This window comes from Bradyrhizobium sp. 138 (assembly GCF_023074075.1).
GTDB lineage: Bacteria > Pseudomonadota > Alphaproteobacteria > Rhizobiales > Xanthobacteraceae > Bradyrhizobium.
Genome location: NZ_JADPKT010000007.1, coordinates 326,212 through 339,495 on the forward strand (window position 1 = coordinate 326,212; position 13,284 = coordinate 339,495).

The following is a 13,284-nucleotide window of genomic DNA, read 5'->3' on the forward strand; positions in this document are numbered from 1 at the left end:
GCTCGCCCGCGGCCTGCTGTCTTATGCCGCCTGCAGCGCCACTTCGAGCTTGCCGGCGATGTAGCGGCGCTCCTGGGTCAGGCCGCCGAAGCCGTAGGCATCGCCCTTGACCTCGTCGACATGCAGATAGGTCTCGGGATGCAGCGGGCCGAGAATCTCGGCCATGCGCTTGAACATCGCGGCGAGATAGGCCGCTTTCTCGTCCTTGGTGTTGGTGCCTTCGCTGACATGGATGTCGATCCAGTAGCTGGCGAGCTTCTGCTCGGCCAGCGACTTGCCGCCGGCGAACCAGTCATCGGCATCGACCGACTTGACGATGATGGCGGTCACCGCGGGGTCCTTGTGCAGGATTTTTGCGGTGAGCTCGGACACGGCGCTCGCGATGTCGGCCTTCAGCGACGGCGACTGGCGGGAGGTGGTGTAGGACACGGTGATCAGCGGCATGGTCGTTCTCCTCAAGATGCTGCGCCGGTTGGCGCCGCGTTGGTGAGAAGCTAGACCTCCGCTCGTCATTTTGGTATCTTATCTCTGTCGATATCAGTGATAAGCATTCATAATGACACCGACCCTCGACATCGCCACCATCCAGGCCTTCCTGCTGGTCGCCGACCTCCAGAGCTTTACCCGCGCTGCCGAAGCGCTCGGCACGACGCAGGCGGCAGTCAGTCTCAAGCTGCAGCGGCTGGAGACGTTGCTGGGAAAACGTCTCGTCGAGCGCTCGCCGCGCGCGGTCCGGCTCACCGCCGACGGCGCCTCGTTCCTCGAACGCGCCCGTGCGCTGATGGCGGCACATGATCTCGCGCTGTCGGGCGAGGCGCCGACCGCGCAATCGCTCTCGCTCGGCATCTCCGACCACGCCGCCGGCCCCGAGTTGGTGCCGCTGCTCGAACGCCTTCACGCGATGTCCTCAAACCTCACCCTCGCCGTCACCATCGGCTTCTCGCGCGAGATGCACGATGCCTATGACGCAGGTCAGCTCGATGCGGTGATCGTGCGTCAGGAAGGCAGCCGCCGCGGCGGCGAAAAGCTGACCGAGGACGAGTTCGGCTGGTTCGCCGCGCGTCGCCTCACGCTGCCGAAGGGTGAGCCGCTGCCGCTCGCGACGCTCGCCCCGCCCTGCGGCGTCCGCGCCGTCGCGGTGCGCGCACTCGACAAGGCCGGCATCGCCTGGCGCGAGCGCTTCGTCGGCGGCGGCGTCACCGCGGTGGTCGCGGCAGCGCTTGCGGGACTTGCGATCGCGCCGCTGGCACGGCGGATCGCGCCTCCTGGCCTCGTCGACATCGGGCCTGCGCACAAGCTGCCGAAGCTCGGCAGCTCGAAAGTGATGCTGCACTCGAAGGTCAGCGATCCCGCCAAGCTCGCGGCGCTGCGCGCGGTGGCGGCGACGTTTCGGAGTGGAGCCGCCACCAGAGCCTCATAAGATCGCCTCGAACGCGCTGCGCAGCGTCTCGTGCCGAAAGACAAAACCGCGGCTCAGCGCCTTGTTCGGCAGCACGCGCTGGCCGCCGAGCAGGAGTTCGTCGGCAAAGCCGCCGCCGATCCGGCGCAAGAGACCGCCGGGAATGCGGAACATTGCGGGCCGGTGCAGCCGACGGCCGAGTTCCTCGGTGAACTTGGCATTGGTGACGGGGATCGGCGCGGTGGCGTTGACGGGACCGGCGAGATCGGGCGTCGCCATGACATAGGCGATCAGCCGGATCAGATCGTCGCGCTCAATCCAGGACATCCACTGCCGCCCGGTGCCGAGCGGGCCGCCGAGGCCGAACTCGAACGGCGTCAGCATGCGGGTGATGAAGCCGCCTTCCGTGCCCAGCACGAGGCCGATGCGCAAGTAAACCACGCGCACGCCGAGCTCCTCCGCCGGCCGCGCCGCCTGCTCCCAGGCCGCACAGAGCTCGTGGCTGAAGCAGGCGTGCGATTTCGCCGATTCCGTCAGCACTTGGTCGGCCCAGAGGCCGTACCAGCCGATCGCGGAGCCGCTGACGAGCACCTCGGGCTTGCAGTCGAGGCGCGTGATCAGCTTGACGATTTCGCCGGTCATGTCGACGCGCGAGCCGATGATCTTCGCACGCTTCGCCGCGGTCCACAGCCCGTTGCCGATCGGCTCGCCGGCGAGATTGACGATGGCATCGATCTCCGTGTCCGAAGAGAGCTGATCGAGGCTGGTGATCAGCGCGACCGGTGGCGGCAGCGTCTCGGCCTTGGCGGGGTTGCGGATCAGCGCGATGACGTTGTGCCCCGCCCCGCTGAGGCTCGCCGCAAGCCGGCTGCCGATGAAGCCGGTGGCGCCCGTGATCAGCACGGTCTTGCGCCCGGGAACCTTGTCGACGAGGCCGGCTGCCGGAACGCTCTTCATGCGGCCCAATCGCCGCATCGCGGCAAAATCCCTGACGCCGCACAGCGCGGCTCCAACAGCGCAGGCGGTCGCGGCCATGCTGAGCAGGCCCTGATAAACCACGGTCACGCCGAACGGCTGCATCGCCCAGTCGATCAGCACCGGCAGCAGCAGCACCAGGATGGCGCCGTAATTGATGGCGAGCAGCGTGTGATTGATGCGCTCGCTCGCCGGCAGTTTTCGGCTCAGATCCTCCTCGACGAAATCCATCAGCGTGATGACGATCTCGGCGACCAGCACCGCGACGATCAAGAGCGCCATCACGCCATGGATTTCGAGCCAGCCGAGCAGCAGGAACAGCAACGCATAGAGCATGTTGCGGATGCCGTGCAGCTTCAGCTCGAAGCGCTGCGACGGCCGCCAGGCAAGGCGCTCGGTGAATTCGTGATGGTAGAAGGTGTCGAACACGCCCATCACGATCTGGATGGCGATGAGCGTCCACAACAGCGGCGTCATGACACGGCCTCCCTGAAGATGGCGGACTGGTGGATCAGCATGCTGTAACGCGGATGAATGACATCGAGGGTGAAGCGGAATGCGCCTTCGCCGAGGTCGCGGTGCGTCACCGTGAGATCGCCGGGCGTGAGCCAGCGCGGCAGCGGGATCCATAGGCGTCCGAACTGCAAGCCATAGCCGGCGCTGCGGAAGGTCAGCGCCTGGTCCTCGACCGCGATACGGAGCGCCATCGAAACGCCGAAGCCGACATATTCCTCGAGCCCGGTCGGACCGGCAAAACGCTTGGCGGAATGGATCACTTGCGGAAAGCCGCGCTTACGCGCGCAGATGCGGGTCCAGGTCTGACCACCGCTCGCGGCATCCTCGGTCACGCTGACGATCATCGGCACGCCAATGTCGCGGCCGGTCGGCAGCGGCCCGCCGATCATGCGTGCGGCCTGTGCGAGCCACCAGCCGATGTCGCTGAAGGAGATCTCGTCGACCAATCCGACATAGACGACGCTGTCGCCGTCGGCGACGCGTTTGGAAAAGCGCCGCCAGGTCGCGAGCGGCAGACGGCCCCAATCCTCGTCCGACAGCAATGCGCGGAAGCGGCGATCGTCGAGCAGTTTGGTGTGAGCGGAGGTCGATGCGCTGGAGCCTGATAATCGAGCCGACGTCATCGCACCCTCCTCGACGCTATTTGGCCTTGCCCAGCGGCAGCAGGTTGGCGATCTTCTCGCCAAGCCGCATCAAGGCGACCAGCCGCGGCCGCGGCACCTTCAGCATCTGCATGAACCAGTGATCGGCGAGCTCGGTGAAGGCGAGCATCTCCTTCAGCCGCTTGCTCGCGACCGGATTGATGGCGGGATCGCCGGCGGCATCGGACACGCATGCCCTGAGCGCCGCGATCGCCGGATCGAGCTCCCGCTCCTTGCGCCGCGCCGCGATTCTGGCCGCGACCTCCCAGATGTCGGTCTCGGCCTCGTAATGGTCGCGGCGGTCGCCCAGGATCGGGACCCGCCGGATCAGGTTCCAGGCGAGCAGCTCCTTCAGCGAGTTGGAGACGTTGGAGCGCGCCATGCCGAGCGTGTCGGCGATGTCCTCGGCGGTCATCGGCGCTTCGGCCAGATAGAGCAGCCCGTGGATCTGGCTGACCGAGCGATTGACGCCCCACTCGTCCCCCATGTCGCCCCAATGCAGAATGAAGCGCTCAACGGCGGCGGGGAGTTTCTTCTTTCCGGTTATTTCTGTCATGACAGAAACATCTGACAATACTGCTCCCCTGTCAAGAGCCTCTCCAATCCGTATACGGCGCGTGATATCTGCCTAAAAATCTCCCAAATTCAGGGAACCATCCGCCGCCTGTGGCGTTTGCTCCGGTCGAGGCAGGGTCCGGGAATGGTCGAAAAGTTCAGTCAACAGAGAGACTTGTTCGAGAGCGAACGCAGTTTCCGGCTGTTGGTTGAGGGAGTTGCGGACTACGCGCTCTACATGCTCGATCCCAACGGGATCATCACCAGCTGGAACATCGGCGGCGAGCGCATCAAGGGCTATTCACCCGAAGAGATCCTCGGCCAGCATTTCTCCCGCTTCTACACCGAAACCGACCGCGCCAACGGTAGGCCGGCCCGTGCGCTCGGCATCGCCAGGGAAAAGGGCCGCTACGAGGAGGAAGGCTGGCGCGTTCGCAAGGACGGCACCTTCTTCTGGGCCAGCGTCGTGATCGATCCGATCTACGAGGACGGCAAACTGGTCGGATTCGCCAAGATCACGCGCGACATCACCGAACGCCGCAATACACAGCTCAAGCTCGAGGCGATGCAGAAGCAGCTCGCCGAGTCCCAGAAGTTCGACGCGCTCGGGCAACTCACCGGCGGGGTCGCCCACGACTTCAACAACCTCCTGATGATCATCAGCGGCAGCCTTCACATGCTGAAGCGAGGGGCCGGCGACCCGGCCAAGCTGCAGCGCGCGATCTCGGCGATCGAAACCGCCACCAAGCGCGGCGCGGCGCTGACGAACCAGCTCCTCACCTTCGCGCGGCGGCAGAGCGTCAATCCGCAGGCGATCGATTTCGCCGAACGCATCGCGGAGATTCGCGAGGTGCTCGATGCAGGCGTCGGGAGTTCGGTACGGCTGGCCTTCGACATCGAGCGCGACGTCTGGCCGATCAAGGCCGACGCGTCCGAACTCGAGACAGCGCTGCTCAACCTCGTCATCAATGCCCGCGACGCGATGCCCGACGGCGGCACGGTGACGATCGGCGCGCGCAAGGTCGTGCTGGACGAGGCGCCCCTCACTGGCGATTTCGTTGCGATCGACGTCACCGATACCGGGCTCGGCATTCCCTCCGACGTTCTCGACAAGATCTTCGAGCCGTTCTTCACGACCAAGCCGATCGGAAAGGGAACGGGCCTCGGCCTGTCTCAGGTGCACGGCTTCGCGCACCAGGCCGGCGGCACGGTGAGCGTCGCGAGCGAACTCGGCAAGGGCACGACGTTCACCATTCTCCTGCCGCGCGGAGAAGACGCGCCATCGTCCGACACGGCGGGGGAGCCGGCGTTCCAAGGCAGCGGCACGGTGTTGCTGGTGGAGGACAATCCGGACGTCGCCCTCGTCAGCATCGGCCTGCTGGAGCAACTCGGTTACCAGGTGCGCCGGGTCGCCGATGCCGAAGCTGCCCTGCGCGAGATCGAGGACAACGGCGTCGACTTCGTGTTCTCGGACATCGTCATGCCCGGCAAGATGGACGGTCTCACCCTCGCCCATCATCTCCGCCAGATCCGCCCCGGCCTGCCGATCCTGCTCGCCACCGGCTACAGCGAGGTCGCCGCCGGCGTACGCGGGGATTTCCCGATCCTGCGCAAGCCCTATGAGATCCACGAACTCAGCGAAGCGATCGCCAAGCTGCCGAGGTGAGCGCCGTGAGAGGTGAACACTTCGTAGGGTGGGCAAAGGCGCCCTTGCGCCGTGCCCACCATCTCTCTCGATCGCGAAAGATGCGTGGGCACGCTTCGCTTTGCCCACCCTACGAGACCTTCCTAAGAACGGGGCGAGGGAGCGCACCGTCTGCGCGCCGAGAAGCACCTACACCGTCGGCAGCACCGAAAATGCTTCCCCTGCCCGGCGCAGGTTCAGCTCATCCGCACCGGCGGTCTCGCTGGTGACGCTGTCGACGCGCGAGGACGGCGGGCCGTGGCGGCAGAGCGCGACCATGTCGGCGACGTGGTTCGGCGCGCCGGCGAAGAGCGCTTCAACGCTGCCGTCGCGGCGGTTGCGGACCCAGCCTTCGAGGCCGCTCGTTATCGCCTGGTGCTCGACCCAGGCCCGATAGCCGACGCCCTGCACGCGCCCGCGGATCATGACCTGGAGAACCGCCCGGCTCATTTTTTCAATCCGAGGATTTCGGCGCTGCGCGCCTTGACGTCGGCCTCGCGCATGACGCGGGCCGTCAGCTCCGAGGATGCTAAGCCTTTGAGGTTCTTTGGCGCCGTGCCTTCACGCAGCGCCTTCTGCGTCTCGTAGACGGCCTGCGTCGCAGCCGCGATCGGTGCATGGCCCTGGAGCGCGACGCGCACGCGCTGGCTCGCAAGGTAATCAAGCGCGCTCAAGTCCTCCGGCGCCCCGCCGAGCACGATCGGCAGGCGCGTCGCAGCGGTCACCGCAACGAGCTCGGCGCGCGACTTGATGCCGGTGAAGAACAGCGCGTCGACGCCGGCGGCTTCATAGGCCTGGGCACGCTTAATCGCATCCTCGATCGAGGTGATCGAAGCAGCGCCCGTTCGCCCCATGATGACCAGCGAGGCATCGCTGCGGCCACCGAGCGCGGCCTTCATCTTGCCGACGCCCTCCTCCAGCGAGATCAGCTGCGTCTTCGCTTCGCCAAAAGCAGCCGGCAGCAGCGTGTCCTCGATGGTGAGACCGGCGGCGCCAGCCGCTTCCAGCTCCTGCACGGTGCGACGCACATTGAGCGCATTGCCATAGCCGTGATCGGCATCGACCAGCACCGGCAGCGCGGCAGCACGCGACATCCGCCGCATCTGCTCGCAAAGCTCGGTGAGCGTGATCAGGGTGATGTCGGGCTCGCCAAGCACCGCGAGCGAGGCGACCGAACCGCCGAACATGCCGAGCGGAAAGCCGAGGTCCTCGGCGATGCGGATCGAGATGGCGTCGTAGACCGAGCCGGGATGGACACAGGCCGAGCTCGACAGGATGGAGCGAAGTTTCTCGCGGCGGGAACGAAAGGCCATGGTGCTGTCTCGATTGGTGCGACGCCGTCACAGCATACTCCGTCATTGCGAGCGAAGCGAAGCAATCCAGGAATGCATCCGCGGAGACAGTCTGGATTGCTTCGTCGCGAAGGGCTCCTCGCAATGACGGTGGACAGACTGCGCCGCCACACTGACGCTTTACGCGAACTCCAAAATCAACGCGTCCACCGCAAGCGTCGCGCCGGCGCTGGCGTGGACTTTCTTCACGGTGCCGTCCTGCTCGGCGCGCAGCACGTTCTGCATCTTCATGGCTTCGACCACCGCCAGCGTCTCGCCGGCCTTGACCTCCTGTCCCTCGCTCACCGCGATCGAGACCACGAGGCCGGGCATCGGACAGAGCAGCTTCTTGCCGCTGTCGGAGGCCGTCGTCACCGGCATCAAGCGCGCCGACGCAGCTTCGGCTTCGGTCCAGACATAGACCGGCACCTCGACGCCCTGATGCGCCAGACGAATGCCATTGGGAATCAGGCGCGCCTGCACCGCGATGAACTGGCCGTCGATGGTGCCCTGCCAGACCGGATCGCCCGGCTTCCACGGCGACTGCATCAGATGCCCATTGCCGGCCTTGCCCTCGGTGTCGATGAATCGGACCGCGATCGCCTCGCCCTCGCGTCCGACCTCGAGCTGGATCTCCTGGCGGTCGAGCCAGACCGCACGACGCCGCTCGCGCTGCACGATGCGGCCGCCCATCTGGCCCGAGATCTGCCGCTTGCGCTCGCCAAGCACGTGATCGATGGCGGCGCCGACCGCGGCGATGCGCCGGGCGACCTCGCCTTCCGGCACGCGCACCGCAAAGCCCTTCGGGAATTCCTCGGCGATGAAGCCGGTCGACAGCCGGCCCTCGCGCCAGCGCGGATGATGCATCAGCGCCGACAGGAACGGGATGTTGTGCCGGATGCCGTCGACATAGAACGAGTCCAGCGCGGTCGCCTGCGCCTCGATCGCGGCCGCGCGCGAGGGCGCGTGGGTGACGAGCTTGGCGATCATCGGATCGTAATGGATCGAGATCTCGCCGCCCTCCTGCACGCCGGTGTCGTTGCGGATGGTGATGCCGTCCTGGCTGGCTTCCGCCGGCGGGCGATACTTCACGAGCCGTCCGATCGAGGGCAGGAAGTTGCGGAACGGATCTTCGGCATAGAGACGCGATTCCACCGCCCAACCCGTCAGCGTGACGTCCTTCTGCGCGATGGCGAGCTTCTCGCCGGCGGCAACGCGGATCATCTGCTCGACCAGGTCGACGCCGGTGACGAGCTCGGTGACGGGATGCTCGACCTGCAGGCGCGTGTTCATCTCCAGGAAATAGAAGCTCTTGTCCTGGCCGGCGACGAACTCGACGGTGCCGGCGGAATCGTAATTCACGGCTTTCGCCAGCGCGACCGCCTGCTCGCCCATCTTGCGGCGGGTGGCCTCGTCGAGCAGCGGCGACGGCGCCTCCTCGATGACCTTCTGGTTGCGGCGCTGGATCGAGCATTCGCGCTCGCCGAGATAGATCACGTTGCCGTGCTTGTCGCCCAGCACCTGGATCTCGATGTGGCGGGGATCGACGATGAACTTCTCGACGAAGACGCGGTCGTCACCGAACGAAGCCTTGGCCTCGGCCTTGGCGAGATTGAAACCCTCGGCGACCTCGGCCTTCGAATGCGCGATGCGCATGCCCTTGCCGCCGCCGCCGGCGGAGGCCTTGATCATCACGGGATAACCGATCTCGTCGGCGATCCGCACCGCGTGTTTGTCGTCCTCGATGACGCCGAGATGACCCGGCACGGTCGAGACCTTGGCCTTGGCGGCCGCCTTCTTCGACTCGATCTTGTCGCCCATCGCCGCGATCGCGCCCGGGTTCGGGCCGATGAAGACGATGCCGGCCGCCTCCAGCGCGCGCGGAAACGCCTCGCGCTCGGACAGGAAGCCGTAGCCGGGATGCACGGCCTCGGCGCCCGTCTTGCGGCAGGCCTCCACGATCTTCTCGATCACCAGATAGCTCTCGGCCGCCGCGGGCGGGCCGATCAGCACGGCCTCGTCGGCCATCTCGACATGGAGGGCGTCGCGATCGGCTTCGGAATAGACCGCAACCGTTTGAATTCCCATCTTGCGAGCGGTCTTGATGACCCGGCAGGCGATTTCGCCGCGATTGGCGATCAGGATGCGTTTGAACATGCTTTTCTTGAGTCTCGACCTTGGGCGGGACCCTTCCCTGGCCGTTGGGGCCTATGGGACGGGCCGTTGTGGCTTCCGTGGTACATCAAAATCGGCCGGAGGCAACGGTCTAAATCCGGCCCGCTGTGGCGTACCAGCACAAGACCAAACGGGCTCGGCAAGACCCTAGGGACGCCCTGCGGCGTCCTGCGCCTTCCTGGCCTTGGCTACGTCCCGGACCAGGCCGTGAATGAAGCCGAGCTTGCCGACCACCGCGGGCGACAGGATGAAGGGATAGAGATCGCGCAGGCCCATGGCGCGGTTGACGCTGTTCATGGCGAAGGTGAAGGGCAGCCATGCGCCAACCAGCGCCTCGACGTCCCTGGCCTCGTAGGGGTTGAAACGGATGCGCGCCGTCAACTCCCCGTCGCGGTCGACCTTCGGACGCACCTCCATGCCGAACTCGCCGGCCATCTCCAGAGCATCCACGATGTGGAGATAGTGCGCCCAGGTCTCGGCGAAGTCTTCCCAGGGATGGGTCGTGGCATAGGCCGAGACGTAATGCTGCTGCCAGTCCGGCGGCGGGCCTTCGGCATAGTGGCGCTGCAAGGCCTGGCCGTAATCGACGGAATCGTCACCGAATATTGCGCGGCATTCATCGCGCTTGCCGCCGCCGCGCACCAGCACGTCCCAGAAATAGTGTCCGACCTCGTGGCGGAAATGCCCGAGCAGCGTACGGTACGGCTCGCCCATCTCGAGCCTGCGCCGCTCGCGCACGATGGTATCGGCCTCGGTGAGCGCAATCGTGATCAGGCCGTTGTCGTGGCCAGTCAGGATCTTCTGGCTGCTGTTCGGATCGTCGGCGAGGAAATTGAAGATCAGGCCATGCGCGGGGTCGTCTTGCCGGGTCTTGAGCGGCAGCTTCCAGCGGATCAGGGAATAGAACAGACGGTGTTTCGCCACCTCCAGCTCGCGCCAGCCGGCAAGCTGGGCGGGATCGGACAAATCCGGGACGATGCCGTTGTGGCGGCAGGCGCAGCAATAGCCGTTGCCCTCGCCCGGATCCGTCAGCCAGTTGCAGGCATCGTACGCGGCATTCCGGCACAGCATCCGGCTTTCGCCCTTGTCCGCCAGGATCCTCCAGGCCTCTCCGACGGGCTCGATCGCCGACATCGTCTCCTTCTCGGGAAGGAAGGCGACCTGATGGCCGCAACGTTCGCAGGCACGATTCTCGAAATAGAGGACGTTGCCGCAGGCCTGGCAGACAAAGAGCTTCAAGATTGTGCCTCTTCGGAAAGGATGTCCGACGAATGAGAGTTGTGGCGCCTCGCGAAGACGCATCTGCAGGTGTATCGTTCCAACATCCGGAGCAAAATGCCAGCCCCGGGCGTTGCCTGACCGCAGTTTCCGCACGTCCCCGGCTCGCCGCCGGCCTTTCCAGACAGTCTATTTCCTCTAAACGATGGCCATCACGCTCCGTCTGTGTGAATATCGGCCCGGCACGTGCGCAACCGCATGACAACGGCCGATGCCTTGAACGATCCCTTGCCCGAAACCATCGCCGCCGAAAGGCTGCGCCAGCACCTCGAAGACGTCGCGCGTGAGCGCGACAATGCCTATCGCGCGCTCCAGGAGCGCGAGGCCGAGCTCGCGCGCGTCCAGCGCATCGGCAAGGTCGGCGGCGTCGAGGTCGACTTCCGCGAAGGATTCAAGAACCGCCGCTCGCCCGAATATCTGATGATCCACGGCCTGCCGCTCGAGGCCGTCGACGAGTCGCATGAGGATTGGGTCAATCGCCTCCATCCCGAGGATCGCGAAGCGACGGTCAAGCATTTCTTCGAGGCTCTCGCCGGAACGAGCGAGGACTACACCGCCGAATACCGCATCATCCGCCCCAATGACGGCGAGACCCGCTGGATCCGGGTCGTCGCCAAGATCGAGCGCGACAAGGGCGGCCGCGCCATCCGCCTCGTCGGCGCCCATATCGACATCACCGACCAGATGTTCGCGCGCGAGACCCTGCGCGAGAGCGAGGAGCGCTTTCGGCTCATCGCCGACAGCGCGCCGGTGCCGATCTGGGTGACCAAGCTCGACCGCAAGCGGTCCTTCGCCAACCAGGCCTATGTCGACTTCGTCGGCCTTCCCTACGATCAGGCCATCGACTTCGACTGGCGCAAGGTGCTGCATCCGGACGACCTGCCGCACGTGCTGCAGCTATCCGTCCAGGGCGAAGCGTCACTCAAACCCTTCGTGCTGGAGGCGCGTTACAGGAACGCCAGCGGCGAATGGCGCTGGCTGCGCTCGGAATCGCAGCCGCGCTGGGACCCGACCGGCAAGCATATCGGCTTCATCGGCGTTGCCCACGACATCACCGCCGCCAAGCAGGCCGAGATCGAGCTCAGGCGGCTCAACGAGACGCTGGAAGAGCGTATCGCCGAGCGCACCGCCGAGCTCGAATCCAACGAGGCGCGGCTGCGCGCGATCCTGGAAACCAGCAATCAGTATCAGGGCCTCGTCAATCTCAGCGGCGAATTGCTCTACGCCAACAGAACCGCGCTCGACGGCATCAAGGCGAACTATTCGGACGTGATCGGAAAGCCGTTGTGGGAGACGCCCTGGTTCAGCGCGACGGAAGGCATGAGCACGCTGGTGCAGGACGCCTTCCATACCGCGCTCAAGGGCGAAGCCGTGCGGCTCGAGATGCGCCTGCGCCTGCCCATCGGCGAGCGCGATTTCGACTTCGGCATGCGTCCCGTGCTCGACCGCCACGGCAACATCACCGGCGCCGTCCCTGAAGCCGTCGACATCACCGAGCGCCGCCTCGGCGAGGAAGCTTTGCGGCAGTCGCAGAAGATGGAGGCGATCGGCCAGCTCACCGGCGGCGTCGCGCACGATTTCAACAATCTCCTCACCATCATCCGCTCGGCCACCGATTTCCTGCGCCGGCGCGAGCTGCCTGAAGAGCGCCGGCGCCGCTATGTCGATGCCATCTCTGAGACGGTCGAGCGCGCCTCCAAGCTGACCGCGCAGCTTCTGGCGTTCGCGCGCCGCCAGCCGCTGAAACCCCAGATCTTCAACGTCGGCAGCCAGGTCGAGGGCGTCGCGCAACTGGTCCGGCCGCTGGTCGGCGGCCGCATCGAGATCGTCGTCGAGATCGACGATGCCGACTGCTTCACAGTGGCCGACATCGCCCAGTTCGAGACCGCGCTCATCAACCTCGCCATCAACGCCCGCGACGCCATGGATGGCGAAGGCCGCCTCACCATCGCCGTGCACAAGGTTCAGGGTATCCCTCACCTGCGCGCGCAATCGGCGCGCCGCGGCGACTATGTCGCGATCTCGGTCGCCGATACCGGCAGCGGCATCGCGCCGGAACATCTCGACTCCATCTTCGAGCCGTTCTTCACCACCAAGGAGGTCGGCAAGGGCACCGGTCTCGGCCTCAGCCAGGCCTTCGGTTTCGCAAAGCAGTCCGAGGGTGACGTCGCGGTGAGGAGCACGCAAGGCGAAGGCGCCACCTTCACCATCTATCTGCCGCGGGCGCAAAGCCCGGCGACGGACAAGGAAGCCGCCGCGCTGACCTATGAGGCCGCGGCCACCGGGCGCGGCTATCGCGTGCTCGTGGTCGAGGACGACGACGAGGTCGGCCGCTTCTCCACCGAACTTCTGGAAGATCTCGGCTATGTCGTCCGCCGCGTCGCCAACGCCAACGCGGCGCTCTCCATCCTCGGCGAGAACGAATTCGCCGTCGACCTCGTCTTCTCCGACGTCATCATGCCCGGCATGAACGGCGTCGAGCTCGCCGGCATCATCCGCGAGCGCTATCCGGGCCTGCCCGTGGTGCTCACCTCCGGCTACAGCAACGTGCTCGCTGAGAACGCCCATCGCGGTTTCGAACTGATCCAGAAGCCGTATTCGGTGGAAGCACTGTCGCGCATCCTGCGCAAGGCGATCATGGAGAAGCTGTCGGTGGCGCGGTGAGTCTGAGTTTCACGAGGAACTGCCACAGACTCCGTCATTGCGAGCGCAGCGAAGCAATCCAGAATC

At 65.7% G+C, this 13,284-nt stretch carries 11 protein-coding genes; 3 read left to right on the top strand and 8 right to left on the bottom strand.

The window, feature by feature from the left end; genetic code table 11:
- Positions 1–21: 21 nt before the first annotated feature.
- Positions 22–444: a 4-oxalocrotonate tautomerase family protein gene (locus tag IVA79_RS06005; protein WP_247550936.1), complete on the bottom strand. Its 423-nt coding sequence runs from the start codon at positions 442–444 to the stop codon at positions 22–24.
- Positions 445–556: 112 nt separating this feature from the next.
- On the opposite strand from IVA79_RS06005, the gene IVA79_RS06010 reads away from it, so the two are divergent.
- Positions 557–1,420, top strand: coding sequence for a LysR substrate-binding domain-containing protein (locus tag IVA79_RS06010; RefSeq protein WP_247550938.1), 864 nt, complete (start codon positions 557–559; stop codon positions 1,418–1,420).
- Here the strand turns inward: IVA79_RS06010 and IVA79_RS06015 are convergent.
- Genes IVA79_RS06015 through IVA79_RS06025 form a run of 3 tightly spaced genes read right to left on the bottom strand, consistent with a single transcriptional unit; the run spans position 1,415 to position 4,087 of the window.
- The gene (locus tag IVA79_RS06015; protein WP_247550940.1) at positions 1,415–2,851 is read right to left on the bottom strand and encodes a TIGR01777 family oxidoreductase; all 1,437 of its coding nucleotides are present in this window, start codon (positions 2,849–2,851) and stop codon (positions 1,415–1,417) included. The genes IVA79_RS06010 and IVA79_RS06015 overlap by 6 nt on opposite strands.
- Positions 2,848–3,513: a DUF4166 domain-containing protein gene (locus tag IVA79_RS06020; protein ID WP_247550942.1), complete on the bottom strand. Its 666-nt coding sequence runs from the start codon at positions 3,511–3,513 to the stop codon at positions 2,848–2,850. The genes IVA79_RS06015 and IVA79_RS06020 overlap by 4 nt, the downstream gene beginning before the upstream one ends.
- A gap of 16 nt (positions 3,514–3,529) precedes the next feature.
- Entirely contained in the window at positions 3,530–4,087 is a 558-nt protein-coding gene (locus IVA79_RS06025; protein WP_247550944.1) for a MarR family transcriptional regulator, read from the bottom strand.
- Positions 4,088–4,231: 144 nt separating this feature from the next.
- On the opposite strand from IVA79_RS06025, the gene IVA79_RS06030 reads away from it, so the two are divergent.
- Positions 4,232–5,752, top strand: coding sequence for a PAS domain-containing sensor histidine kinase (locus tag IVA79_RS06030; protein WP_247550946.1), 1,521 nt, complete (start codon positions 4,232–4,234; stop codon positions 5,750–5,752).
- A 168-nt stretch (positions 5,753–5,920) separates the two neighbouring features.
- Here IVA79_RS06030 and IVA79_RS06035 read toward each other — a convergent pair whose 3' ends face one another.
- The 4 genes from IVA79_RS06035 to IVA79_RS06050 all read right to left on the bottom strand — a co-directional run bounded on the left by IVA79_RS06035 (position 5,921) and on the right by IVA79_RS06050 (position 10,515).
- The gene (locus IVA79_RS06035; protein WP_247550948.1) at positions 5,921–6,220 is read right to left on the bottom strand and encodes an acylphosphatase; all 300 of its coding nucleotides are present in this window, start codon (positions 6,218–6,220) and stop codon (positions 5,921–5,923) included.
- A complete protein-coding gene (locus IVA79_RS06040; protein ID WP_247550950.1) occupies positions 6,217–7,083 on the bottom strand; it encodes an isocitrate lyase/PEP mutase family protein in 867 nt (288 codons plus the stop codon). Before IVA79_RS06040 ends, IVA79_RS06035 begins: the two co-directional genes overlap by 4 nt.
- 159 nt (positions 7,084–7,242) lie before the next feature.
- Positions 7,243–9,258: an acetyl/propionyl/methylcrotonyl-CoA carboxylase subunit alpha gene (locus IVA79_RS06045; RefSeq protein ID WP_247550952.1), complete on the bottom strand. Its 2,016-nt coding sequence runs from the start codon at positions 9,256–9,258 to the stop codon at positions 7,243–7,245.
- Positions 9,259–9,423: 165 nt separating this feature from the next.
- Positions 9,424–10,515, bottom strand: coding sequence for a putative zinc-binding peptidase (locus tag IVA79_RS06050; RefSeq protein WP_247550954.1), 1,092 nt, complete (start codon positions 10,513–10,515; stop codon positions 9,424–9,426).
- A 225-nt stretch (positions 10,516–10,740) separates the two neighbouring features.
- Between IVA79_RS06050 and IVA79_RS06055 the strand changes: the two genes are divergently transcribed.
- Positions 10,741–13,218, top strand: coding sequence for a PAS domain S-box protein (locus tag IVA79_RS06055; protein ID WP_247550956.1), 2,478 nt, complete (start codon positions 10,741–10,743; stop codon positions 13,216–13,218).
- Positions 13,219–13,284: the final 66 nt, after the last annotated feature.